Annotated in this window: 20 protein-coding genes; 10 read left to right on the top strand and 10 right to left on the bottom strand. The window is 72.0% G+C overall.

Annotated features, from left to right (window positions below; genetic code table 11):
- Window positions 1-65: 65 nt before the first annotated feature.
- A complete protein-coding gene (locus tag ABD981_RS36895) occupies window positions 66-2,678 on the bottom strand; it encodes an ATP/GTP-binding protein (protein WP_382748478.1) in 2,613 nt (870 codons plus the stop codon).
- Window positions 2,679-2,961: 283 nt separating this feature from the next.
- Between ABD981_RS36895 and gabT the strand changes: the two genes are divergently transcribed.
- The 4 genes from gabT (at window position 2,962) to ABD981_RS36915 (ending at window position 8,885) form a co-directional block, all read left to right on the top strand.
- Complete coding sequence (gabT, locus tag ABD981_RS36900; RefSeq protein WP_046905525.1) at window positions 2,962-4,296, top strand: 4-aminobutyrate--2-oxoglutarate transaminase; 1,335 nt, start codon at window positions 2,962-2,964, stop codon at window positions 4,294-4,296.
- Between the two features lie 88 nt (window positions 4,297-4,384).
- Window positions 4,385-5,209: a phosphatase PAP2 family protein gene (locus ABD981_RS36905; RefSeq protein ID WP_165590876.1), complete on the top strand. Its 825-nt coding sequence runs from the start codon at window positions 4,385-4,387 to the stop codon at window positions 5,207-5,209.
- Window positions 5,210-6,700: 1,491 nt separating this feature from the next.
- Window positions 6,701-7,606, top strand: coding sequence for an McrB family protein (locus tag ABD981_RS36910; RefSeq protein ID WP_345530551.1), 906 nt, complete (start codon window positions 6,701-6,703; stop codon window positions 7,604-7,606).
- The gene (locus ABD981_RS36915; RefSeq protein WP_123954089.1) at window positions 7,590-8,885 is read left to right on the top strand and encodes an McrC family protein; all 1,296 of its coding nucleotides are present in this window, start codon (window positions 7,590-7,592) and stop codon (window positions 8,883-8,885) included. Before ABD981_RS36910 ends, ABD981_RS36915 begins: the two co-directional genes overlap by 17 nt.
- Window positions 8,886-8,894: 9 nt before the next feature.
- On the opposite strand, the gene ABD981_RS36920 is transcribed toward ABD981_RS36915, so the two are convergent.
- The 8 genes from ABD981_RS36920 to ABD981_RS36955 form a co-directional block, all read right to left on the bottom strand.
- The gene (locus ABD981_RS36920) at window positions 8,895-10,700 is read right to left on the bottom strand and encodes a chitinase (RefSeq protein ID WP_046905523.1); all 1,806 of its coding nucleotides are present in this window, start codon (window positions 10,698-10,700) and stop codon (window positions 8,895-8,897) included.
- 96 nt (window positions 10,701-10,796) lie between these two features.
- Complete coding sequence (locus tag ABD981_RS36925) at window positions 10,797-11,276, bottom strand: hypothetical protein (RefSeq protein ID WP_046905522.1); 480 nt, start codon at window positions 11,274-11,276, stop codon at window positions 10,797-10,799.
- A 163-nt stretch (window positions 11,277-11,439) separates the two neighbouring features.
- Entirely contained in the window at window positions 11,440-12,867 is a 1,428-nt protein-coding gene (locus tag ABD981_RS36930) for an NAD(P)/FAD-dependent oxidoreductase (protein WP_046905521.1), read from the bottom strand.
- 36 nt (window positions 12,868-12,903) lie between these two features.
- Complete coding sequence (locus ABD981_RS36935; RefSeq protein ID WP_046905520.1) at window positions 12,904-13,698, bottom strand: ABC transporter permease; 795 nt, start codon at window positions 13,696-13,698, stop codon at window positions 12,904-12,906.
- Complete coding sequence (locus ABD981_RS36940) at window positions 13,698-14,630, bottom strand: ABC transporter permease (protein ID WP_046905519.1); 933 nt, start codon at window positions 14,628-14,630, stop codon at window positions 13,698-13,700. The genes ABD981_RS36935 and ABD981_RS36940 overlap by 1 nt, the downstream gene beginning before the upstream one ends.
- The gene (locus ABD981_RS36945; protein ID WP_046905518.1) at window positions 14,627-15,796 is read right to left on the bottom strand and encodes an ABC transporter ATP-binding protein; all 1,170 of its coding nucleotides are present in this window, start codon (window positions 15,794-15,796) and stop codon (window positions 14,627-14,629) included. Before ABD981_RS36945 ends, ABD981_RS36940 begins: the two co-directional genes overlap by 4 nt.
- A gap of 43 nt (window positions 15,797-15,839) precedes the next feature.
- Window positions 15,840-17,087 (bottom strand): ABC transporter substrate-binding protein, encoded by a 1,248-nt coding sequence (locus ABD981_RS36950; protein WP_046905517.1) that lies wholly within the window; start codon window positions 17,085-17,087, stop codon window positions 15,840-15,842.
- Window positions 17,088-17,136: 49 nt separating this feature from the next.
- The gene (locus tag ABD981_RS36955) at window positions 17,137-18,651 is read right to left on the bottom strand and encodes a gamma-aminobutyraldehyde dehydrogenase (protein WP_046905516.1); all 1,515 of its coding nucleotides are present in this window, start codon (window positions 18,649-18,651) and stop codon (window positions 17,137-17,139) included.
- Between the two features lie 175 nt (window positions 18,652-18,826).
- Here ABD981_RS36955 and ybiA point away from each other — a divergent pair, with 175 nt between their 5' ends.
- A complete protein-coding gene (ybiA, locus tag ABD981_RS36960; RefSeq protein WP_046905559.1) occupies window positions 18,827-19,369 on the top strand; it encodes a riboflavin biosynthesis intermediates N-glycosidase in 543 nt (180 codons plus the stop codon).
- 186 nt (window positions 19,370-19,555) lie between these two features.
- Here ybiA and ABD981_RS36965 read toward each other — a convergent pair whose 3' ends face one another.
- The gene (locus ABD981_RS36965; protein WP_046905515.1) at window positions 19,556-20,143 is read right to left on the bottom strand and encodes a DUF4190 domain-containing protein; all 588 of its coding nucleotides are present in this window, start codon (window positions 20,141-20,143) and stop codon (window positions 19,556-19,558) included.
- A gap of 76 nt (window positions 20,144-20,219) precedes the next feature.
- Between ABD981_RS36965 and ABD981_RS36970 the strand changes: the two genes are divergently transcribed.
- The 5 genes from ABD981_RS36970 to ABD981_RS36990 are packed head-to-tail and all read left to right on the top strand — an operon-like array spanning window position 20,220 to window position 24,611.
- A complete protein-coding gene (locus ABD981_RS36970) occupies window positions 20,220-21,245 on the top strand; it encodes an adenosine deaminase (protein WP_046905514.1) in 1,026 nt (341 codons plus the stop codon).
- A gap of 35 nt (window positions 21,246-21,280) precedes the next feature.
- A complete protein-coding gene (locus ABD981_RS36975) occupies window positions 21,281-21,970 on the top strand; it encodes a glycerophosphodiester phosphodiesterase (protein ID WP_046905513.1) in 690 nt (229 codons plus the stop codon).
- Window positions 21,967-22,746, top strand: a complete 780-nt coding sequence (locus ABD981_RS36980) for an SAM-dependent methyltransferase (RefSeq protein WP_046905512.1) — start codon at window positions 21,967-21,969, stop codon at window positions 22,744-22,746. Before ABD981_RS36975 ends, ABD981_RS36980 begins: the two co-directional genes overlap by 4 nt.
- Entirely contained in the window at window positions 22,747-23,916 is a 1,170-nt protein-coding gene (locus ABD981_RS36985; protein WP_382748474.1) for a sensor histidine kinase, read from the top strand.
- Window positions 23,913-24,611, top strand: a complete 699-nt coding sequence (locus ABD981_RS36990) for a response regulator transcription factor (RefSeq protein ID WP_046905511.1) — start codon at window positions 23,913-23,915, stop codon at window positions 24,609-24,611. The genes ABD981_RS36985 and ABD981_RS36990 overlap by 4 nt, the downstream gene beginning before the upstream one ends.
- Window position 24,612: the final 1 nt, after the last annotated feature.

A 24,612-nucleotide genomic window follows, 5' to 3' on the forward strand; every position in this document is an offset into this window, starting at 1 on the left:
ACGGGAATGGCCGACCTCGGCCGCGCCGACCCGCACGGGGGTGGCCGGCCTCGGCCGGACCCCCCTCAGCCGCGCAGGTCCACGAGGAGCGGCGGCGTCTGCTCGCCGCGCACGTGGGTGAGGGAGAGGACCGCGTGCCCCGGCGGCACGGAGTGGGCGAGGTCGGAGGCGGACCAGCGCTCGCGCTCGACCTCCCGTACGGTCACGGCCTCCGTGGTCACGGCCTTGCCGGTGAGCTTCTTGCGCAGGGCGTGGATGGCCCGGGTCATCGGCTGGTCGGCGAAGACCGTGTGGTGGGCCACCTCGGTGGTCTCCACCCGTTCGATGCCCCATGCCTCGGCGAACGCCCGCCCGTCCCAGGTGGGGATGCCGGAGAACGCCATCCGGCAGCCGACGACCGCGAGCAGCGGCCCGTGCAGCGGCTCGGGGACCTCGGCGAGGGTGCGCAGCGCGAGCACGACTCCGGCGTTCTGCGGTCGCAGCCGCTGGAGGCCGCGCACCGTCCCTGGAGTGAGCGCGCCGGCCGCGTCGTCGAGGACGAGACAGGCGAAGTGAGCCCCGTTCCTGCCCCCGCGGTCCCGTACCACGGTCTGGAACTGGGCGAGGAGCAGCCGGTTGAGTAGCCGGGCGGCCTCTTCGTGCGCGCCTTCCGGGAGGCTGATCCGCACCCGCATGGGGTGCCGGACGACGGCCCGCAGGGCGAACACCCGGTCGTCGCCGCTGCCGCCGAAGAAGTCGGCGAAAACGGGCCGGTCGAGCGCGGCGAGCCGGTCGGCGAGCACCGGGCCGAGGTCGGTCGCGGTGCCGGCCTGCCGGATCCGGGACTCCAGCTCACGGCGCATGGGCGTGACGGAGCCGTCCTCGGGCAGCCGGTCGAGCAGGAGCCGCAGGGTCTCCGGGCGTGCTTCCAGGAGCTCGCGCAGCACCGGGACCGAGGGGAAGCGCCCGTGAACCGCCCGGTAGGGGCCGATGAGCTGGGCCAGGACGGTGGCGGCGCGCCGGGGCTCGACGCCCGGCATGTCGCCGACGAGGCCCTCCGCGAGCAGCGCACCGGCCTCGTCCGGGTCGGTGGCCCCCGCGTACAGGTCGAGGTCGTGCCGCGAGGCCGGATCGCCGAGCCGGATCACGACGTCGTACGCCTCGTCCGGGCCCAGCGGCGCCCCGGCGGCGCCGACGGCGACGACGGCGCAGCCGCCGGTGAGGGCCTGCAGGGTGAGCGACTCCACGAGGGGCGCGACGAGTGCGCGGGACTTGCCGGAGCCGGACGGGCCCACCGCGAGCAGCGAGGTGCCGAGCAGCGAGGGGTCGAAGGCGAGCCCGGCGCCCTGGTAGGCGTGCGGGGTGCGCTCGGCCGCCGCGTACCGGCCTACCCGGACCTGGCCGAGAAGCAGGTCGTGGGTGGAGTTCCGGCGGCCCGGCAGGTCGCGCTCGCCAGAAGGGTGTCCGGCTGCGGCGGCGCCCTGGCCGACGATCGCCTCGGCGAGCGCGCCGCGGCGCGTCCCGTCCCGGTCGGTCTCCGCCCAGGCCCGCCGTACGCGCGCGATGTCGACGTCGTTCATCCGTCCGCCGGCGACCTCGGCGGCGAGGACGTCGGCGGCGCGCTGCGCTCCGGCGGCTCGGAGCTCGGGCCACTGGGAGGGCGGTACGACGGGGCCGGTGGGAGCGGTCGGAGCGGCGGACGCGGAGCGGGCCCGCCGGGCGAGGAAGAGCCCCTTCCAGTCGCCGAGCCGGGCGAACGGCCACAGGACGAGAAGGGTGATCAGCGTGTAGGCGGTGTAGACGAGAAGGGGTGACGTGAAGACCTCGAAGCCGCCGGTGGTCAACGCGATGAGCGCGAGCAGGGTGCTCGCGACGGGCAGCGGCATCCAGTCGAGGCCGAACGCCTCGGGCCACACGAAGAGCAGGGCGCCGAGTGCCAGGAGGGCGGCGACCACGGCACGGGGGACCGGTTCGAACCGCCTCATGTAGTGCATGGTGATCTTGCGCCAGGAGCCGAGGAAGCCGAGGCCCGTCACGAGTCCGGCGAAGAACACGCCGTCCACGACCACACGTGCCGCGTCACCGTGCCAGTCCACCGCGACGGTGCTGGCCGGCCAGAACCAGCCCTCGGGGGTCACGGCCCACAGGATCTCGGTCTTGTACGGGAAGAGGCCCGTGCGCCAGACGGACCACAGGACGAGTCCGATGGCCACCGGCAGCAGCATCCCGACGATCGTGACGGGTGCCAGCCGCTCGGCCGGCGGGCCGGCCGGCACGTGCCGGAACCGCCAGATGCCCAGCCCGGACTCCGGCCGCGGCGCGTCCAGCCACTCGGCGGCGGGGGCGCGGGACGTAGCGGTGTGCGGCGGCACGGGCGGGGCGACGAGGGGGGCGCCGGACGGCGCGGGAAAGCCCGGCGAGGCACTCGGCGGCGGGGGTGCCCCGTGCGCGGATCCGGGCACAGCGGGTGCGGGCGGCGGTGAGGCGGGGAACGGCCTCCGGTCCGGTGCCGCGGGCACACCCGGCGCCGGACCGCCCGGCGCGTGCGCGGGCGGCGGCGGTACGGACGGCAGCGCCGACGGGCGGGCGGGGACCGCCGGGGCCGATGGCGACTCGGCGGGCGGCGACGCGGCCGGGCGGGGCACCCCGGCCCCGGTCCCCCGGGTGCCGCTGGACTCGTACGTGCCGTCGGTCTCCATGAACCCCTGCCCCCTGACCAGCCAGGTCGCCGCAACTGTGCCATCGTCAATCTAGTGGGCGCGGCCCGTCCCGGAGGGGTTTCGCCCACCCGTTCGGCCGATCGTCGGCACAGCTCCGACCCGAGCCGCCGCGCTGCCGGGCCGCAGCACCTGCCGTCATGTCCACCAAGGACAACGACACACCCCCCAACACTCCCGATCGGCGCATGCCTCCGCCCCTCCCTCCCGCCTAGCCTGCGGAGGAAACCCGCAAGTGCGTCCAGAACACCCCCAGGAGCCCCGCATGAACGCTGTCCCGCAGGAGCGGCGCGTCGTCACCGCCATTCCCGGCCCGAAGTCGCAGGAGCTTCAGGCCCGTCGTCTCGACGCGGTCGCCGGTGGCGTGGGCTCCACGCTGCCGGTGTTCACCAAGCGGGCCGGCGGCGGCATCATCGAGGACGTCGACGGCAACCAGCTGATCGACTTCGGCTCCGGCATCGCCGTGACCTCCGTGGGCGCCTCCGCCGAGGCCGTGGTCCGCCGCGCCTCCGCGCAGCTCGCGGACTTCACCCACACCTGTTTCATGGTCACGCCGTACGAGGGTTACGTCGAGGTCTGCGAGGCGCTGTCCGAGCTGACCCCGGGCGACCACGCCAAGAAGTCCGCGCTGTTCAACTCCGGCGCCGAGGCCGTCGAGAACGCGGTCAAGATCGCCCGTTCGTACACCAAGCGCCAGGCCGTCGTCGTCTTCGACCACGGCTACCACGGCCGTACGAACCTCACCATGGGCATGACGGCGAAGAACATGCCGTACAAGCAGGGCTTCGGTCCGTTCGCCCCCGAGGTCTACCGCGTGCCGGTGGCCTACGGCTACCGCTGGCCCACCGGTGCCGAGAACTGCGGCCCCGAGGCCGCCGCCCAGGCGATCGACAACATCACGAAGCAGATCGGCGCCGAGAACGTCGCCGCGATCGTCATCGAGCCGGTCCTCGGCGAGGGCGGCTTCATCGAGCCGGCCAAGGGCTTCCTGCCGGCCATCGTGAAGTTCGCCAACGACAACGGCATCGTCTTCGTCGCCGACGAGATCCAGTCCGGCTTCTGCCGCACCGGCCAGTGGTTCGCCTGCGAGGACGAGGGCATCGTCCCGGACCTCATCACCACCGCCAAGGGCATCGCGGGCGGCCTGCCGCTCGCCGCGGTCACCGGCCGCGCCGAGATCATGGACTCCGTCCACGGCGGCGGCCTCGGCGGCACGTACGGCGGCAACCCGGTCGCGTGCGCCGGTGCGCTCGGCGCCATCGAGACCATGAAGGAGCTCGACCTCAACGCCGCGGCGAAGAAGATCGAGTCCCTCATGAAGGCCCGTCTGACGGCCATGCAGGAGAAGTTCCCGATCATCGGCGACATCCGCGGCCGCGGCGCGATGATCGCGATCGAGCTGGTCAAGGACCAGGCGACCAAGGAGCCGAACCCGGAGGCCGCCGGCGCGCTCGCCAAGGCCTGCCACGCCGAGGGCGTCCTCGTCCTGACCTGTGGCACCTACGGCAACGTGCTCCGCTTCCTGCCGCCGCTGGTGATCGGCGAGGACCTCCTGAACGAGGGCCTGGACGTCATCGAGAGCGCGTTCGCCCAGATCTGACGCTCCGTGTGAAGAAGCTGTGGGGGGCCGATGGCGGGATGGAGATCCGGCTGTCGGTCCCCTTCTTCGTGCCGTACGGTTTCCGCAGATGAGAGAAACACCCCGGGCGGAGCCTCCCCAGCCCCGCCCACACCGTGCCCTGGCGCACACCACTGGAGCCCTGGGCTCCGGAACTCCTCACCGATCGGATGGCCGCCCGCCCCACACCCCCCGGGGCGCGCGGCAGCCCGGTCCTGGCGGCCGCCCCGGAACAACCCCCCCTGTTCCGGGGCGGCCGGCTGTCTTCTGGGCCCTCGTCGCCCTCGCCCTCACCACCTGGCAGGTCCTGGTCCACGGCCCGCTGGCCCGCCTCGACGAACGCCTCTCCCGCGCCCTGGTGGACACCGTCCCGCGCGGCCTGAGCGAGGCCGCCTCCGACCTGGGCAACCTGACGGTCGCGCTGCCGGTCCTGGCCGCCGCCATGGCGTACGCGATCCGGCGCGGCCGCCGCGCGGAGGCCCTCTTCGCGGGCCTGGCCATGGCCGCCGTCCCCCTCCTGGTCGTCCCCCTGAAGGCGTGGACCGCCCGCCCCGGCCCCCTCGAGCCCTGGGCCCACGGCTACTACCCCTCCGGCCACACGGCCACGGCCCTGATCGCCTACTTCGGCGCCGCCTTCCTGGTCTCCCGGCGCCTGGTCCCGGTGGCCGCCCTGCTCACGGCGGTGACCGCCACGGGCCTGCTCCTCCGCGGCTTCCACTGGCCCCTGGACGTCCTGGCCTCCGTCGCCCTGTGCGTCCCCCTGCTGCGCTGGCCGGTCCTGGCGGCGCGGTACGGTCGGGGCTCGCCGGACGGCCGGCGCGGGGAGGGGACGGGAACATGGCGGACACGGGAGAGCAGTACGCCGTCACGGTCGGGGGACGGCCCTACGAGCTGATGCCGTCGGGCGGCTGGGTCATCCTGCCGCTCCACGGCAGCAAGATCCATCACGATCCGTCCTGCGGCCACCTCACCGACTCCGGCGCCCTCCCCCGCTACCCCGACCCCGACGGGCTCCTCTGGCGCCGGCTGCTGGACGCCGACGACGTGACCGCCTTCGCTGAGGGGGCCCAGCTCCTCAACGGCAAGGGGCGGCCGGTCACCGGCGTCTGCTCCTGCGCGCTGCGACCCGTCACCGAGAGTTACGCGGCGGACCTGGAGTACTGGCCGGTCGATGAGGCGCTGCGCGTCTTCGACCGCGACCGGTACCTCGACGCCGTGGAGGCGGCGGAGCGCGACGCGGCGGCGATCAGGGCCGCGTTCCCCTGGGAAGAGTGGCCCACGCTGCCGGTCGAACGCTACGCCCTCGGTCAGCCCGGCGCCCCCGGACCGGTCTACAGCCATGTCCTCGAGTACGGCAGCAAGGCGCTCGGCAGCATCACCGGCGGCTCTGCGATGAAACACCTGCTCTACCGGCGCAGTGACGGCACCTGGTGGTACGACAAGGGCCACGGCAGCCTCGACGAGGCCTGGGAGGCGATCCGTTCCGGCGTCGTGGCGGCGGTGACCGCCGCCCGCGAGGGGCGGCTCCGGGACATCGACGACCTGCCGGCGGTCCGCTCCGGCATCACGGTGATCGCGAAGACCCTGCGCGTCTACGCCCCCGAGGCGACCCTGCCCGTCTACGCCGACAGCTTCACCCAGCACTATCTGGACCGGCTCGCCCCCGGCACCGGGACGAAGCTGCAGCCCTTCGCCCGCAAGGAGGCGCTGAAGCGGCTCATCGACGCCGACCCCCGCTTCCAGGACTGGCCGCCTCAGCTCGTCTGGTACTTCCTGGACTGGTGGGCGCCGGTCCGGCGCACCGCGGGCCGGGTCGTCCGGATCGGTCTGCCCGACGCGGGCCGCTGGGACAGGTTCCGTGGCGAGGGATACATCGCCGTCGACGCCGACCGGATCGGCGACCTGCACGGCTATGCCGACCTGGACGAGTTCAAGGCCGCGTACGCCGAGGCCTTCGCCGGCACCGGCCATCCGGCCGAGCGGGCGGCGGACCTCTGGCAGCTTCCGGAGCTCCGCCTCGGCGACCGCGTGGTGGCGACCAGCGGGCGCAGCGAGGTGCTCGGCGTCGGCAAGGTCACCGACGGCTACCGCTGGCGCGCCGACCTCCCCGACCACCGGCACACGGTCGACGTCGTGTGGGACGGGACCTGCGCGGGCGGACTGGACCAGCCGGTCGCCGAGTGGGCCGGGCGGACGGTCACCGAGGTGCCCCCCCGCCCTCTGGCGCCGGATCCAGAAGCTCTCCGCCACGCCCGGCTCGGCGGGCGACGGCGTCGCGGCGAACGGTACGGCACCGGCCGGCGGCGGTTCCGAGGCCCAGGAGATCCCTCCCCTGGAGGACGACCTCCAGCGCATCGACGACGCCCTGGAACGGCGCGGCCAGGCCGTGCTGTTCGGGCCGCCCGGCACCGGCAAGACCTACCACGCGCTGCGCTACGCGGTACGACGGCTGGGCGAGCTCTCCGACGACCTCCCGGGGGTGGACCCGCTCGCCGAGCCCGGCTCCGCGGCCTTCCGCGAGACGCTCGACGCGCTGACCGGGTCCGGCCGGCTGACCATGGTGGCCTTCCATCCGAGCTACGGCTACGAGGACTTCGTCGAGGGCCTGCGCCCGGTCGACGGCGCCGAAGGTCTGGCGCTGCGCCCGGCGCCAGGCGTCTTCAAGCGGGTCTGCGCGCGGGCGGCCGAGAACCCCGGCCGGCTGCACCTGGTGATCGTCGACGAGCTCAACCGGGGCAATCTGCCCCGCATCCTGGGCGAGCTGATCACGATCCTGGAGAAGGACAAGCGGGGTCTGCCGGTCACCCTGCCGCTGACCGGCGAGGCCTTCCGGGTGCCGCCGAACGTACGGATCCTCGGCACCATGAACACCGCCGACCGTTCGATCCGGATGCTCGACGCGGCCATCCGCCGCCGCTTCAGCTTCCTCGAACTCCTCCCCGACTCCCGCCCGCTGGTCGACCGCTGGGTCGGGAAGCTGCATCTGGCGGACTTCCTCGACGAGCTCAACCGGCGCATCCGGAGCCTGCTCGACCGCGAGAAGCAGATAGGGCACGCCTTCTTCCTGCCCGGGGGCAGGCCGGTCTCCTCGCCCGCGGAGTTCGCGGCCGTGATCCGGGGCGAGATCCTGCCCCTGCTGCAGGAGTACGCGTACGACGACTACACCCTGCTCGCCGGCTTCCTCGGGGACGGGCTGGTCGATCCGGCCACGCACACCCTGAAGGACGTGGGCGACGAACCCCTCGTCACCCTGCTCTACGAGGAACTGCAGGTCGGTGCCGGTGCCGAGTGAGGCCGTCCACGAGCTGCGCGAGTACGGCTCCGCGGTCTTCGAGGGCATCCGCCTGTCGGATGCCGACCGGCGTCTGCTCGCCGACGGCAGGCTCGACGCGCGGCTGAGGCTGCGCGAGCTCGCCGGCGGGAAGCTGGAGGTGACGGCGTACCAGTACGTGGGCGCGGTGCGTCTCGACGGCTGTGAGATCCGCGTCCGTCCGAAGTACCTCGGCACCGAACTCGACGTCCTGAGGATGCTCGACCTCGCCTGGGGCGCGGCACGCGACCCGCTGCCCACCGCCCAGGAGTTCCGCGGCGGGGCGCCGAACCTGCGGGACCTGGTCTGCCTGATGGTGGTGGAGCACGGTGAGCGGCTGCTGCGGCACGGGGTGCGCCGGGACTACCTGACCGTCGAGGACGATCTGCGGGTGGTCCGCGGCCGGCTGCTCCCCGACCGGCAGCTGGTGCGCCACCTCGGCCGGCTCGACCGGCTCGCCTGCCGGTTCGAGGAGCACGACGCCGACATCCCCGACAACCGGCTGTGCGCGGCCGCCCTCGCACTCGCCGCCCGCACCGCCCGCGCGCCCGGGGTGCGGGCCCGTGCCCGGCGGGCCGCGGCGGAGTTCGCGGCCCACGCGCCCACCGCGCCCGGGGACGTACGGGCGCTGCTGTCCGGTCTGGCGTTCCACCGGCACAACGAGCACTACCGGCCGGCGCACGGATGGGCCCGGCTGTTGCTGCTCGGCGGAGGTCTGGACGGCCTGTTCGCGTCCGGGGCGCTGGCGGCGCGGGCCTTCCTGGTCGACATGAACCGGCTGTTCGAGGACTTCGTGACGCGGCTCGTGGAGTGGGGCGCGGCGGGCTCGGGGCTGCTCGTGACGTCCCAGTCCCGGCACCGGAAGGTGCTGTACGACGAGCGGGCCGGGCGGAGCCACGGGGAGGTGCGGCCCGACCTGCTGGTCACGGGGCGCCGGGAGGGTGAGCCGTTCCGGCTTCCGGTGGACGTGAAGTACAAGCTGTACGACACGAGGAAGCTCTCGCCGGAGGACCTGTACCAGGCGTTCCTGTACGCGCAGACCCTGGGCCGCGGCCTGGGCGGGGATCCTCCCGTCCGTGTCCTGCTCCACCCGGGCGACGGATCGGCGCGGGGCGCCCGGGTTGCGGTGCGCCGGCTCGACGGGCCGGTCACGGCCCGGGTGCGGGCGGTGCCGGTGGACCTGGCGGCGGTCCTCGCCGAGCAGGCCGGTCCGGGGCCCTCGCGGGCCGCGGACCGGCTGTTCTCACAGCTGCTCGGCTGAGGCCCTCCGTCAGCTCCAGTTGTAGGCGTCGAAGTTCCGGCTGAACTCCCACTGGTTGTAGCGGTCCCAGTTGATCGACCAGGTCATCAGGCCGCGCAGGGCCGGCCAGGTGCCGTGGGTCTGGTAGGTGCCGCAGTCGGTCTTCCTGGTGAGGCAGTTGAGGGCCTTGTTGACCTCGGCCGGGGTGGTGTGGCCGTTGCCGGCCTGGGTGGAGGCGGGGAGGCCGATGGCGACCTGGTCGGGGCGGAGGGCCGGGAAGACGCGGGCCGTGTTGCCGGCGACGGGGAAGCCGGTGAGGAGCATGTCGGTCATGGCGATGTGGAAGTCCGCGCCGCCCATCGAGTGGTACTGGTTGTCGAGGCCCATGATGGAGCCCGAGTTGTAGTCCTGGACGTGCAGCAGGGTGAGGTCGTCGCGCAGGGCGTGGATGACCGGGAGGTAGGCGCCGGCGCGGGGGTCCTGGCCGCCCCAGGGGCCGGAGCCGTAGTACTGGTAGCCGAGCTGGACGAAGAAGGTCTCCGGCGCCATGGTGAGGACGAACTTCGCGCCGTACTTGGCCTTGAGGGTCTTGACCGCCGAGATCAGGTTGACGATGACCGGGCTGGTCGGGTTGCGGAAGTCGGTGTCGCCGGTCTGGAGCGAGAGCGAGTGGCCCTCGAAGTCGATGTCGAGGCCGTCGAGGCCGTACTCGTCGATGATCTTCGAGACGGAGGAGACGAAGGTGTCGCGGGCGGCCGTGGTGGAGAGCTGGACCTGGCCGTTCTGGCCGCCGATGGAGATCAGGACCTTCTTGCCGGCGGCCTGCTTGGCCTTGATGGCGGTCTTGAAGTCGGCGGGGGACTCGACGTTCGGGCACTCGGTCGCGGGGCAGAGGCTGAAGCGGATGTCGCCCGAGGTGACCGAGGTCGGCTCGCCGAAGGCGAGGTTGATGACGTCCCAGGAGTCGGGGACGTCGGCCATGCGGGTGTAGCCGGAGCCGTTGGCGAAGCTGGCGTGGAGGTAGCCGACGAGGGCGTGGGCGGGCAGGGAGCCGCCGGGGTTGCCGCCGCCCCCGCTGGTCGTCGTGCCGGTCACGGCGGTGGACTTCGCCGACTCGCCCGCGCTGTTCGCCGCGGAGACCTGGAAGCTGTACGAGGTGGAGGCGGCCAGGCCGGTGGCGGTGTACGAGGTGCCGGTGACGGTCGCGACGAGGACGCCGTCCCGGTAGAGCTTGTAGGAGGTGGCGCCGGACACCGCCGGCCAGCTCAGGGTGATCGAGGACGAGGTGGCGGAGCCCGCGGTGAGGCCGGCCGGGGTGGCCGGGATCTGGACCGGGTCGCCGCCGGGGCCGAGCAGGGACAGGTCGTCGGCGAGGTAGGCGCCGGTGCCGTACCAGCCGTGGGTGTAGATCGTGACCGAGGTGGTCGAGGCGCCGGTGGTGAAGGTGGTGGCGAGCCGCTGCCAGTCGGGGGCGGACTGGGTCCAGGCGGAGACGTCGGTGGTGCCGGTGCCGGAGGCGCCGAGGTAGACGTAGCTGCCGCGGACCCAGCCGCTGAGCGCGTAGGTGGAGTTCGGCTTCACGGTGACGGTCTGGGAGCACTTGGCGTTGTCGCTGCCCGCCGGCGTGGCCTGCAGGGCCTTGGTGCCGCCGTGCACGGGGGTGGCGACGGCGGCCCCGCTGCCGGCCGTGCAGCTCCAGCCGTCCAGGCCGGACTCGAAGCCGCCGTTGCGGGCGAGTTCGGTGTCGGCGGCCTGGGCCACGGGGGTGAGCGCGACGAGTCCGCCGGCGGCGAGGACGCCCGCCAGCAACAGGGTCAGGGGTCTGGTGCGGTCCACAACTGCCTCCGGGGGTGGGGGAATCGAGGTGGAGCGCGCCACAGCATGGTCCAGACCAATTGAGTGGTCAAGACCTCTGCCCGGCATGACGTGGTGTCAGATGTCCCCCGGCTCCCCCGCCCCGCGCGCCAGCCGGCCCGCCGCCTCGTGCATCGCGAGTTCGAGCAGCGCGGCGTCCGTGAGCGTGCCGGCCGCGTCCGGGGCCACCAGCCAGCGCACCCCGCCGGCCAGCCGGCCCGGGTACGGGACCACGATCCAGGTGCCGCTGCCAGCGCCGCGCACCCCGGTGCCGAGCCAGCGGGCGGCGGTGCCCGGCGGCACGAAGAAGCCGATCCGGGCGTCGCCGAAGTCGGCCAGCACCGGGCCCGGCCGGTCCACCAGGCGGGTCAGCACGTCGAGCGTCGGGTAGCCGAGCTCCGACGGCAGGATCAGCACGTCCCAGCGCCGCCCGGCGGGCAGCAGTGCGACCCCGTGCGGGTTGCGCTCCCACTCCCACCGGCAGGCGTCGGGATCCGGCGCGACCGAGGCCAGCCACTCCACGGCGGTCCTGGCCTCCGAAGCCCCCGAACCAGTCATCGCAACGGTCTCCTCTCTCCGTACGGGCACCACGGTCGCGGTGTCCGTACGGAGAGAGGGCGGCTCGGGGTTTCTCTTACGCGGGTTCCCTACCCGTGAGTTGTGATCTGGATCACAACACGATCACGGATCGGGGCGAGCGGCCGCGGGCCCTCCGGGCCGGTCAGCTGTCGAAGCCCAGCCCCAGCTTGTCCATGGTCTTCAGCCACAGGTTGCGTCGGCCGCCGTTCTCGTCGGCCCGGGCCAGCGACCACTTGGTCAGCCCGATGCCCGCCCAGGCGATCGGCTCCGGCGGGAACGGCAGCGGCTTGGAACGGACCATCTCCAGCTCGGTCCGCTCGGTCCGCTCCCCCGCCAGCAGGTCCAGCATCACGTCCGCGCCGAAGCGCGTCGCACCGACGCCGAGGCCCGTGTAGCCCTGCGCGTACGCCACCTTGCCCTGGTGCGAGGTGCCGAAGAAGGCCGAGAAGCGCGAGCAGGTGTCGATCGCTCCGCCCCAGGCGTGGCTGAAGCGGAGCCCCTCCAGCTGCGGGAAGCAGGTGAAGAAGTGCTGGGCCAGCTTCAGGTAGGTCTCCGGACGGTGGTCCATCTCGGCGGTCACCTTGCCGCCGAACTGGTAGACGGCGTCGTAGCCGCCCCACAGGATCCGGTTGTCCGCGGTGATGCGGAAGTAGTGGAACTGGTTGGCGCTGTCACCGAGGCCCTGCCGGTTCTTCCACCCGACGGAGGCGAGCTGCTCGGCCGAGAGCGGCTCGGTCATCAGCGCGTAGTCGTAGACCGGGACGGTGTAGTGCCGCAGCCGCTTGACCAGCGAGGGGAAGACGTTGGTGCCGAGGGCGACCCGGCGGGCCGCGATCCGGCCGTACGGGGTGCGCACGGCCATGCCGCCGCCGGAGCCGCCCGCCGAGACCAGGTCGAGCGCCGGGGTGTTCTCGAAGATCCGCACGCCCAGGTCGAGGCAGGCCCGCTTGAGCCCCCAGGCCAGCTTGGCCGGGTGCAGCATGGCGACCCCTCGGCGGTCCCACAGACCGCCCTTGAAGGTCGGCGAGGCGACCTCGGCCCGCACCGCGTCGCCGTCGAGGAGCTCCAGGCCCTCGGCGAGACCGAGCCCGGCGGCCTCCTCGTACAGCTCGTGTAGCTCGTCCACCTGGTAGGACTCGGTGGCCACGTCGATCTCGCCGGTGCGCTCGAAGTCGCAGTCCAGCGCGTAGCGGGCGACGGCCTCCTCGATGGCGTCGAGGTTGCGCTCGCCCATCCGCTCCAGCGTGGCGAGCTCGCCCGGCCAGCGGGCGAGCCCGTTGCCCAGGCCGTGGGTGAGGGAGGCGGCGCAGAAGCCTCCGTTGCGGCCCGAGGCGGCCCAGCCCACCTCGCGGCCTTCGATGAGCACGACGTCCCGGGAGGGGTCGCGCTCCTTGGCGATCAGCGCGGTCCACAGACCGCTGTAGCCGCCGCCCACGACCAGCAGGTCGCAGCGCTTGGTGCCGGTGAGGGCGGGCAGGGCTCCCGGCTTGCCGGGGTCTTCCAGCCAGAAGGGGACGGGCTGGGCGTCGGAGAGAGATTGTGCAGCGAGACGCATGGCGACTGGGGCCATGGTTTCCAACTCCTTCGGTGCCTGACCGGCTTTCGGTCAGGCTGTTGCTGTTTTCTTGCGCCGGTTCGTAACCATCTGTCCGGCCACTACCACCAGGACCGCGATGACGAACATCGCCGTACCGATGACGTTGATCTGAACGGGCGTACCGCGCTGAGCCGAGCCCCAGACGAACATGGGGAAGGTCACGGTCGAGCCCGCGTTGAAGTTGGTGATGATGAAGTCGTCGAACGAGAGCGCGAAGGCGAGCAGCGCGCCGGCCGCGATGCCGGGCGCCGCGATCGGCAGCGTCACCCGCAGGAAGGTCTGCACCGGCCCCGCGTAGAGGTCGCGCGCGGCCTCCTCCAGGCGCGGGTCCATGGACATCACGCGCGCCTTGACCGCCGTCACGACGAACGACAGGCAGAACATGATGTGGGCGATCAGGACCGTCCAGAAGCCCAGCTCGGCCCCCATGTTCAGGAACAGGGTGAGCAGCGAGGCGGCCATGACGACCTCGGGCATCGCCATCGGCAGGAAGATCAGCGAGTTGATCGCGCCGCGCGCCCGGAAGCGGTAGCGGACCAGCGCGAAGGCGATCATCGTGCCGAGGACGACCGCGCCGACCGTGGCCCACGCGGCGAGCTGGAGCGAGAGGGACAGCGAGCCGCACATGTCGGCGACACCGCAGGGGTCCTTCCAGGCGTCCAGGGAGAACTGCTGCCACGCGTAGTTGAAGCGCCCGTTCGGCTTGTTGAACGAGAACACCATCACGACGACGTTCGGCAGGATCATGTACGCGAGCGTCAGCAGGCCCGCGATGACGACAAGGTGCTGTCGGATCCAACGCATCAGACCAGGTCCTCCGTTCCCGCCTTGCGGATGTAGACGGTGACCATGAGCAGCACGATCGCCATGAGGATGAAGGACAGCGCGGCGGCCGTCGGGTAGTCGAGCACGCGCAGGAACTGCGACTGGATGACGTTGCCGACCATCTTGGTGTCGGTCGAGCCGAGCAGTTCGGCGTTGACGTAGTCGCCGCTCGCCGGGATGAAGGTGAGCAGCGTGCCGGAGACGACGCCCGGCATGGAGAGCGGGAAGGTCACCTTGCGGAAGGTGGTCGCCGGGGAGGCGTACAGGTCCTGCGCGGCCTCGTGCAGCCGGCCGTCGATCCGCTCCAGGGAGGTGTACAGCGGCAGGATCATGAACGGCAGGAAGTTGTACGTCAGACCGCACACCACCGCCATGGGGGTGGCGAGCACCCGGCTGCCCTCGGTCCAGCCGAGCCAGCTGGTGACGTCGAGGACGTGCAGGGTGTTCAGCGCGTCCACCACGAGGCTGTCGTCCGCGAGGATCGTCTTCCAGGCCAGCGTGCGGATCAGGAAGCTGGTGAAGAACGGCGCGATGACGAGGACCAGGAGGAGGTTGCGCCAGCGGCCGGCCTTGAAGGCGATCAGGTACGCCAGCGGGTAGCCGAGCAGCAGGCAGAGCAGGGTCGCGGTGCCCGCGTAGAGCAGCGAGCGGACGAACTGCGGCCAGTACTCCTGGAAGGCGTCCCAGTAGGTCTGGAAGTGCCAGGTGACCTCGAAGCCCTTTTCCAGGGAGCCGGTCTGCACCGAGGTGGAGGCCTGGTAGACCATCGGCAGCGCGAAGAAGACGAGCAGCCAGATGATGCCGGGCAGCAGCAGCCAGTACGGGACGAGCCGCTTGCGGGTGGAGGCCTTGCGCGGCACCGGGTCGCCGGTCGCGGCCGCCTCCTCCTTCACGAGGGTGGGGGCGCTCATGCGGCGTCCTCCACCGTCTCCACGCCCGCGTCGATGTCCTGGGCCGCGTCGAGCCCGAAGGTGTGGGCCGGGTTCCAGTGCAGGACGACCTCGGCGCCGGGGACCAGACGCGTGTCGCGCTCGACGTTCTGCTCGAAGACCTGGAGCTCCGCGCCGGCCGGCGAGTTCACCACGAACTGGGTGGAGACGCCGATGAACGAGGAGTCGGCGATCCGCCCGGTGACCCGGTTGCGGCCGTCGGCTATCGAGCCGGCGTCGTCGGCGTGGGTGATCGTGATCTTCTCCGGCCGCACGCCGACCAGCACCTTGCCACCCGTGCGGACGGCGTCCGTACAGCGCGCGCCGGGCACCCGGAGCCTGCCGCCGCCGGCCGTGGCCAGGACGTCGGCGCCCGTCTCGACGACCTCGGCCTCGATGAGGTTGGAGGTGCCGAGGAAGTTGGCGACGAAGGTGGTCTGCGGGTTCTCGTACAGGTCGGCGGGGGCGCCGAGCTGCTCGACCCGGCCGCCGTTCATCACCGCGACCTGGTCGGCCATGGTCATGGCCTCCTCCTGGTCGTGGGTGACGTGCACGAAGGTGATGCCGACCTCGGTCTGGATCCGCTTCAGCTCCAGCTGCATCTGCCGGCGCAGCTTGAGGTCGAGCGCGCCCAGCGGCTCGTCGAGCAGGAGCACCTGCGGGTGGTTGATGAGCGCGCGGGCCACGGCGACGCGCTGCTGCTGGCCGCCGGAGAGCTGGTGCGGCTTCTTGTGGGCGTGCTCGCCGAGCTGCACGAGGTCGATCATCTCGTCCACCTGCGGCTTCACCGACTTGATGCCGCGCCGGCGCAGGCCGAAGGCGATGTTCTCGAAGATGTTCATGTGCGGGAAGAGCGCGTAGGACTGGAAGACCGTGTTCACCGGCCGCTTGTACGGCGGGAGGTCGGTGACGTCCCGGTCGCCGAGGAAGACGGTGCCCGTGGTGGGGTCCTCCAGGCCGGCGATCATGCGCAGCGTGGTGGTCTTGCCGCAGCCGGAGGCGCCGAGGAGGGCGAAGAACGAGCCCTGCGGGATGGTCAGGTCGAGCGGGCGGACGGCGTGGAAGGAGCCGTAGGACTTGCTGATGCCGGAGAGACGGACGTCGCCGCCGCCGGCGTTCTTTGCGGTGTGAGCAGTCTTGTCAGTCATGGGTTGCGGTCCCGGAGGGTCGTAAGGAAAGGGGCGGCGGCGGTCAGGCACCGATGAGCTTGGCGAACTTCTCCTCGTACGCCGTCTCCTCCGCGCTGCTCAGCGAGCGGAAGGCGTGCGACTTCCGGGCCATCGCCTTGTCGGGGACGATCAGCGTGTTGTTCGCCAGCTCGGGATCGATCTTGGCGAGCTCGTCCTTCACCCCGTCGACCGGGCAGACGTAGTTGATGTACGCGGCGAGCTGCGCGGCGACCGGAAGCTCGTAGTAGTAGTCGATCAGCTTCTCGGCGTTGGTCTTGTGCCGGGCCTGGGCGGGGACCAGCAGGTTGTCGCTGGAGGTGATGTAGCCGGCCGCCGGAATGGCGAACTTGATGTCCGGGTTGTCGGCCTGCAGCTGGATGACGTCACCGGCCCAGGCGAGACAGGCCGCGAGGTCGCCCTTGTCGAGGTCGGACGTGTAGTCGTTCCCGGTGAAGCGGCGTATCTGCTTCTTGTCGACGCCCTTCTGGAGCCGCCCGATGGCCGCGTCGTAGTCGGCGTCGGTGAACTTCCCGGGGTCCTTGCCCATGTCGAGCAGGGTCATCCCCACCGAGTCGCGCATCTCGGTGAGGAAGCCGACCCGGCCCTTGAGCGTGGGGTCGTCGAGCAGCTGGCTGACCGAGTCGACCTTCTTGCCGCCGGTCGCCTTGGAGTTGTAGGCGATGACGGTGGAGATGCCGGTCCAGGGGTACGAGTAGGCACGGCCGGGATCCCAGTCGGGCCGACGGAACTGGGCCGAGAGATTGGCGTAGGCGTTGGGAAGGTGGGCCGCGTCCAGCTTCTGGGCCCAGCCGAGCCGGATCATGCGGGCGGCCAGCCAGTCGGTGACGCAGATCAGGTCGCGGCCGGTGTCCTGGCCGGCCGCGAGCTGCGGTTTGATCTTGCCGAAGAACTCGACGTTGTCGTTGATGTCCTCGGTGTACTTGACCTTGATCCCGGTCCGCTTGGCGAACGCCTCCAGCGTGGGACGGGACTTCTCGTCCTCGCTGACGTCCATGTACTCGGTCCAGTTGGAGAAGGTGACGCTCTTCTCCTTGGCCGAGAAGTCCGTGGACGCGGGCCCCTGGCCCTCCCGCTTGGCCGGCGGGATGCCGCAGGCGCTCAGGCCGGCGAGCCCGCCGACCGTGAGCGCTCCGACGCCGCCGGCCCGCAGCACCGAGCGGCGGGTGAGCGCGCCCCGGCCGCTCGTGAGGCTGCGCCGCATCGCCGCGATCTGCGCCGCGGACAGACTGTCGGGCTGGTACTGCTCCATGCGCTGTGCCCTTTCGGGATGGGTTCGCCGCTGGTCGGACGGCTGGCTGCTATCGGTCCCCGAAGATCGTGCGGTGCCAGTCCTTCGCGGCGACCGCCGTGTTATCGAACATCACGTGCTTGACCTGCGTGTACTCCTCGAAGGAATACGCCGACATGTCCTTTCCGAAGCCGGAGGCCTTGTAGCCGCCGTGGGGCATCTCGCTGATGATCGGGATGTGGTCGTTGACCCAGACGCACCCCGCCTTGATCTCGCGGGTGGCCCGGTTGGCCCGGTAGACGTCGCGGCTCCAGGCGGAGGCGGCGAGCCCGTAGGGGGTGTCGTTGGCGAGCCGGATGCCCTCGTCGTCGCTGTCGAAGGGCAGGGCCACCAGGACCGGACCGAAGATCTCCGACTGCACGACCTCGCTGTCCTGCGCCGCGCCGGTGATCAGGGTGGGGCGATAGTACGCCCCGTCCTTGAGCTCGCCACCAGGAGCTTCACCGCCGGTGACGACGGTCGCGTAGCCACGCGCCCGCTCGACGAACCCGGCGACCCGGTCGCGCTGGACATGGCTGATGAGCGGCCCGAGGTCGGTCGAGGGATCGAAGGGATCCCCGAGCCGCACGGTCTCCATGAGCTCGGCGACCCGTGCCACGAAGGCGTCGAAGAGCGGCCGCTGCACGTAGGCGCGGGTGGCGGCGGTGCAGTCCTGTCCGCTGTTGATGAGCGAGGCGGCGACCGCGCCGTGCGCGGCGGCCTCCAGGTCGGCGTCGTCGAAGACGACGAAGGGCGCCTTGCCGCCGAGCTCCAGGTGGAGCCGCTTGACGGTGGCCGTGGCGATCTCGGCGACCCGCTTGCCGACCGGAGTGGACCCGGTGAACGAGGTCATGACGACGTCCGGGTGCCCCACCAGGTGCTCGCCGACGACCCGCCCGGCCCCGGTGACGACATTGATGACGCCGTCGGGAATCCCGGCCTCGGTGGCGGCCTGAGCGAACATCAAGGACGTCAGCGGAGTGAGCTCGGCCGGCTTCAGAACCACCGTGTTACCGGCCGCGACAGCCGGAAGGATCTTCCAGGCGGCCATCTGGAGCGGATAGTTCCAGGGCGCGATGGACCCGACGACACCGATCGGCTCGCGCCGTACGTACGAGGTGTGGTCACCGTCGTACTCGGCGGCGGACTGGCCCTGGAGATGGCGGGCCGCGCCGGCGAAGAAGGCGGTGTTGTCGATGGTGCCGGGCACGTCGAACTCGGTGGTCAGCTTGATGGGCTTGCCGCACTGGAGCGACTCGACGACGGCGATGTCCTCGGCCTGCTCGGCGAGGACCGCGGCGAACCGGTGCAGGGCCTCGGACCGCTCGCCCGGAGTGGCACCCGCCCACGCCGGGAACGCGGCCTTGGCGGCGGCGACGGCCTCGTCGACATCGGCCACGGAGGCCAGGGTGTAGGTGTAGACGCTCTCCCCCGTGGCGGGGTCGATGACACTGTGCTCCTGCCCCGAGGTTCCGGGGCGGAGCCGCCCCCCGATGTACTGCGCGCCGTCCGCGAAACGGTCCGACACCTGGAAGCGGTTGCCCATGACGCTCTCCGTTGTTCCAGCTCGAATTGAGTGCCGATCCTGACAGAGACATACGGGTGCAACAAGTGATTCCGTTGTTGCCTTTTGGTTACGCGACGGAATCGGTCGACCATGTGTCGAGGGCCGCGGGAAATTGCCGTACGGAGTGTCAGTGGCAACTGAGATGGTGGCATGCATGAAGGATCTTGAGCAGCTGATTCACCAGGTCAGCAGGGGTGAAAAGGTCAAGTGGCTGCACTTCTGGGGCCACCGCCCGAGCCCCGACGGGCGCCTCTCGGCGAGCTGTCTGAGCCAATGGTGGCCGTCACCGTTCGTGGTGGACGACGTGCGGTACGCGACCGCGGAGCACTGGATGATGGCCGAGAAGGCCAGACTCTTCGAGGACGCGGAAGCCGAGGCGAAAGCCCTGGCGGCACGCACCCCGGCAGAGGCGAAGAACGCCGGCCGCCTGGTCAGGAACTTCGACGAATCCCTCTGGGAACGGAGGCGCCTGGACATCGTGACCACGGGCAGCGTCCACAAGTTCGCCTCGACCGAGCAGCTCCGCGGCTACCTCCTCGGCACGGGCACCCGTGTCCTCGTGGAGGCGAGCCCGATGGACCGCATCTGGGGCATCGGCATGACGGCGGACGACCCGAGGGCGACCGACCCGGCCCGCTGGCGCGGCAGCAACCTCCTGGGCTTCGCCCTGATGGCCGCGCGGGACCGGCTGAGGTGACCGGAGCGGGGGACGGGCAGGGGGCCGCGTTCAGGACGCACAGCGTGATGCGTGGCGCGGTACTGGAAGCTCAAGGTCTCCCGTGACCAGCTCCGCGCCGTACGTCATGCAGTCCGGAACGCGGCCCCCAGCCCGTCCCCCGCGTACCACCCACGGCCTGAGCGTTCCGGCCGAAGGGGCTCGCGGCTAACGGGCCCCGGCGTCCACGACGAGCGAGGTGGCGAACGGATCGCTGGAGTCCTCGAAGGAACTCGGGTCCTGGGTGATGGCCCAGATGATGAAACCGAGGAACACGGCGCTCACCAGCGTGCCGATCGCCCCGAGCACGACACCGGCGATGGCCATGCCCCGGTTGGTCGCCTCGCCCCGGTTGACCTTCTTCAGCCCGATGATGCCGAAGACCAGCGCGAGGACGCCGAGCACGATCCCGAGCCCGTACATGCAGAAGCCGGCCACGGCGATGATCCCGAGCACCATCGAGGTGGTGCCCATGCCGTTGGACGGCGCCTGCTGCCACCCGGGCTGCCCGTACCCCGGCTGCCCGTAGGCCGGGTACGGCGACGCGGGCGGGTACCCGTACGACGGCGCACCGCCCGTCGGGTACCCGTAGGCGCCGCCCGGCGCGACCGGCGGCGGCGGCGCGGTCTCCGCGCCCGGCATCGAGATCACGGTGTTCTGGTCATGGACCGGAGGCGTCGCGGGCTTGCTCAGCTCGACGCCGTCCTGGTTCGGCGGAGCCCACGGGTCCACCGGCTGCTCGCTGTTTTCGGACATTGGGCCTCCCCCATCGTGGTCACGCCATGCTACGACCTCCCCCTTGGGCAGGAGGGCCCCGGCCTACGATGACCCGATGACCGACCTGCTTCCTTTCATCGCCGGGCTCCCCAAGGCCGAGCTCCACGTCCACCACGTCGGCTCGGCCTCGCCCCGGATCGTCGCCGAGCTGGCGGCCCGCCACCCGGACTCCAAGGTCCCGACCGACCCGGAGGCCCTGAGCGACTACTTCGTCTTCACGGACTTCGCGCACTTCATCGACGTGTACCTGTCGGTGGTGGACCTGGTCCGCACCCCCGAGGACGTGCGGCTGCTGACCTTCGAGGTCGCCCGGGACATGGCCCGGCAGAACATCCGCTACGCCGAGCTCACCATCACCCCGTACAGCTCCACCCGCCGCGGCATCGACGAGCACGCCTTCATGGAGGCGATCGAGGACGCCCGCAAGGCGGCCGAGACCGAGCTCGGCGTGATCCTGCGCTGGTGCTTCGACATCCCCGGCGAGGCGGGCCTGGAGGCGGCGGAGGAGACCGCGCGCCTGGCGGTCGAGCTGCGCCCCGAGGGCCTGGTCTCCTTCGGCCTCGGCGGCCCGGAGATCGGCGTGCCCCGCCCGCAGTTCAAGCCGTACTTCGACCGCGCCCGCGCGGCCGGCCTGCGCTCGGTGCCGCACGCGGGCGAGACGACGGGCCCGGAGACGGTCTGGGACGCCCTGAACGACCTGGGCGCCGAGCGCATCGGCCACGGCACCAGCTCGGTCCAGGACCCGGAGCTCCTGAAGTACCTGGCCGAGCACCGGATCGCCCTGGAGGTCTGCCCGACCTCGAACATCGCCACCCGCGCGGTGGAGCGCCTGGAGGACCACCCCGTCCGGCAGATGGTGGACGCGGGCGTGCTGGTGACGATCAACAGCGACGACCCGCCGATGTTCGGCACGGACCTGAACAACGAGTACGCCGTCGCCGCCCGCCTGCTCGGCCTGGACGAGCGCGGTGTCGCGGCCCTCGCCAAGAACGCGGTGGAGGCCTCGTTCCTGGACGAGGCGGGCAAGGCGCGGATCGTCGAGGAGATCGACACGTACACGGAGCAGTGGCTGGCGCGCTGACGCGCTGACGGACCGAGGCGCAGCAGAATGGCCCCATGGACCCCGTCACTGTCGTAGGCCACCGCGGCGACCCCTACCGCGTCCGCGAGAACACCGTCCCCTCGATCGTCTCGGCGGTCGAGCGGGGCGCGGACGCGGTGGAGGTCGACGTCCGGCTCACCAAGGACCGCGTCCCGGTCCTGCTCCACGACGACACGCTCAAGCGCCTGTGGAAGGTGGACCGCGCGCTGTCCTCGCTGACGGCGGCCGAGGTCGCGGAGGCCACGGGGGGCGGCGTGCCGACCCTGCGCGAGGCGCTGATCGCGGCAGGGCCGCACCGTCTGATGCTGGACCTGCCGGGCGGCGACGAGCGCTCGGTGCGCACGATCGTGGGCACGGTCCGCGAGTGCGGGGCGGGCGAGCGGGTGTACTACTGCGCGGGCGCCGTCGCGATGCTCCAGGTGCGGGCGGCGGACCCGGCCGCGGAGATCGCGCTGACCTGGAACACGCTGGTCCCGCCGCGCCGCACGCTGCTGGACGCGGTGCGCCCCCGGTGGCTCAACTACCGCTTCGGGCTGGCCGGTCGGGAGCTGGTGGAGCGGGTGCACAAGGACGGTCTGCTGGTGTCGGCCTGGACCGCGGACACGGCCTGGACGATGCGTAAGCTGATCCGCGACGGGGTGGACTCGATCACCACCAACCGGATCGACACGCTGGCCGGCGTGCGGCGAAAGGGCCGTGAATGAACGACAGGATCCGCACCGACATCGCGCACAACGCCCGGGTGTGGAACTACTGGCTGGGCGGCAAGGACAACTACCCGGTGGACCGCGAGGTCGGCGACCGGGTGACGTCGTTCCACCCGAGCATCGGCGAAGTGGCGCGCGCGGACCGGGCGTTCCTCGGCCGGGCGGTGACGTACCTGGCGGCGGAGGCGGGGGTGCGCCAGTTCCTGGACATCGGTACGGGGCTGCCGACGGCCGACAACACCCATGAGATCGCGCAGCGGGTGGCGCCGGAGTCGCGGGTGGTCTACGTCGACAACGACCCGATCGTCCTGACCCACGCGCGGGCCCTGCTGACGAGCGCGCCGGAGGGCGTGACGGAGTACGTGGACGCGGACGCGCACGACCCGGCGACGATCCTGGCGGCGGCCGGCCGGACGCTGGACTTCGAGCGGCCGGTGGCGGTGCTGATACTGGGCATCCTCAACTTCGTCCTGGACACCGACGAGGCCCGGTCGATCGTGCGGACGGTGATGGCGGCGGTGCCGTCCGGCAGTCATCTGGTGCTGACGCATCCGACCTTCGACGCGGAGCTGGGCGGGGAGGGGAACATCGCGGCGATGGAGTTCTGGAACGCCCACGCGACCCCGCCGATCACCGCGCGCAGCCGGGCGGAGTTCGCCTCGTTCCTGGACGGTCTGGAGCTGCTGGAGCCGGGCATCGTGTCGTGCGCGCGCTGGCGGGCGCCGGACGGGGCCGAGGTGGCGCAGTACGGAGCGGTGGGCCGCAAGCCGTAGATGAAGATCCTCAGAGCTCACGGCATACCCGGACTGCGGGACACGAGGAACTGGGCGGCGGCCAACCCGTGGGCGGTGGACATCGGCCTGGCCCTTCTCGTCCAGGCCGCGATGACGATGCCGTTCGTCGTCCCGCGCGGGCCGGAACTGGAGCCGGCGACCTGGCCGGCGTACGGCCTGACGACGCTCACCGTGGTGCCCCTCGTGTGGCGGCGGAGGGCTCCGATGGCGGTGCTGCTCGCGATCCTGGCGACCGGCGCGCTGTACAAGCTGGCGCTGGAGGGGCCCGGGCAGCCGCTGCCGTACACGGGCCTGGTGAGCGTGTACACGATCGCCGTGCTGTCGCCGCCGTGGAAGCGGCTGGTGACGGCGCTGGTGATGCTCGTCGCGGTGCCGGCGTCGGTGTGGCTCAACACCCAGTCGGCGCGCGAACTGACCTTCTCGCTCTTCGTGTTCGGTGCCGCCTACGTGTTCGGGCGGCTGACCGACGCCCGGCAGCGGGCGAACCGGGTGGAGGCCGAGCGGGCCGCGGCGCGCGAACGGGCCCGGATCGCCCGGGAGATGCACGACATCCTGTCGCACGCGGTGAGCCTGATGATCGTGCAGGCGGAGGCCGGCCCGCTGGCCGTGCGCAGGGCGCCGGAGCGGGCCGAGGCCGCCTTCGAGGCGATCTCGGAGGCCGGGCGGGACGCGATGACGCAACTGCGGCAGATGCTGGGCGTGTTGCGGGACGAGGAGGGGGCCGGGGCGCCGAGGGACCCGCAGCCGGGGGTGGACCGGCTCCCGGAGCTGGTCGCGCGGGTGCGGGGCGGGGGGCTCGACGTGCGGTACGCCACGGAGGGCACGCTGCGCCCGCTGCCGGCGGCGACGGGGGCGACGGTCTTCCGGATCGTGCAGGAGGCGCTGACGAACGTGGTGAAGCACGCGGAGGCCACGCGGGTCTCGGTGTGCCTCGGCTACCTGGGGGACACGGTGGAGATCCGGGTGACGGACGACGGCCGCGGGCCGCGGCACGCCGGGGCCACGAGGGCCCGCGGGCAGGGCGGCCACGGTCTGGTCGGGGTGCGGGAGCGGGCCGCCGCCCACGGCGGTACGGCCTCGGCGGGGCCCGGTCCGGACGGGCGTGGTTTCGAGCTGCGGGCGGTGCTCCCGCTGGAGGTGCGGGGATGACGCTGCGGGTGGTGGTCGCGGACGACCAGGAGCTGGTGCGCAGCGGTTTCGCGCTGATCCTGGACGTGCAGGAGGACATCGAGGTGGTCGCGGAGGTCGGGGACGGCGCCGCGGCGGTGGAGGCGGTGCGGCGGCTGCGGCCGGACGTGGCGCTGCTGGACATCCGGATGCCCCGGATGGACGGGATCGAGGCCTGCCGGGTGATCAGCGCGGAGTCGGAGTGCCGGACGGTGATCCTGACGACCTTCGACTCGGACGCGTACGTGTACGAGGCGCTGCACGCGGGCGCGAGCGGCTTCCTGCTGAAGGACGTGCGCCGGGACGACCTGGTGCACGCGGTGCGGGTGGTGGCGGCGGGCGAGGCGCTGCTCGCGCCGTCGGTGGCGCGGCGGCTGGTGGAGCAGTACACCTCGGGGACGGCGCGGCGGGCGGACGCGCCGGCCGACGCGCGCCTGGACGTGCTGACGGGGCGGGAGCGCGAGACGCTGCTGCTGCTCGCGCGGGGTCTTTCGAACGCGGAGATCGCGGCGGAGCTGGTGGTGAGCGACCACACGGTGAAGACGCACGTGGGGAACGTGCTGGCCAAGCTGGGCCTGCGGGACCGGATCCAGGCGGTGATCTGCGCGTACGAGACGGGGCTGGTGGCGGCGGGCCCGTCCGGCCTCCCCCGGCCGGGGGAGGCCGGACGGGGGTGAC

The organism is Streptomyces showdoensis, from assembly GCF_039535475.1.
Classification (GTDB): domain Bacteria; phylum Actinomycetota; class Actinomycetes; order Streptomycetales; family Streptomycetaceae; genus Streptomyces; species Streptomyces showdoensis.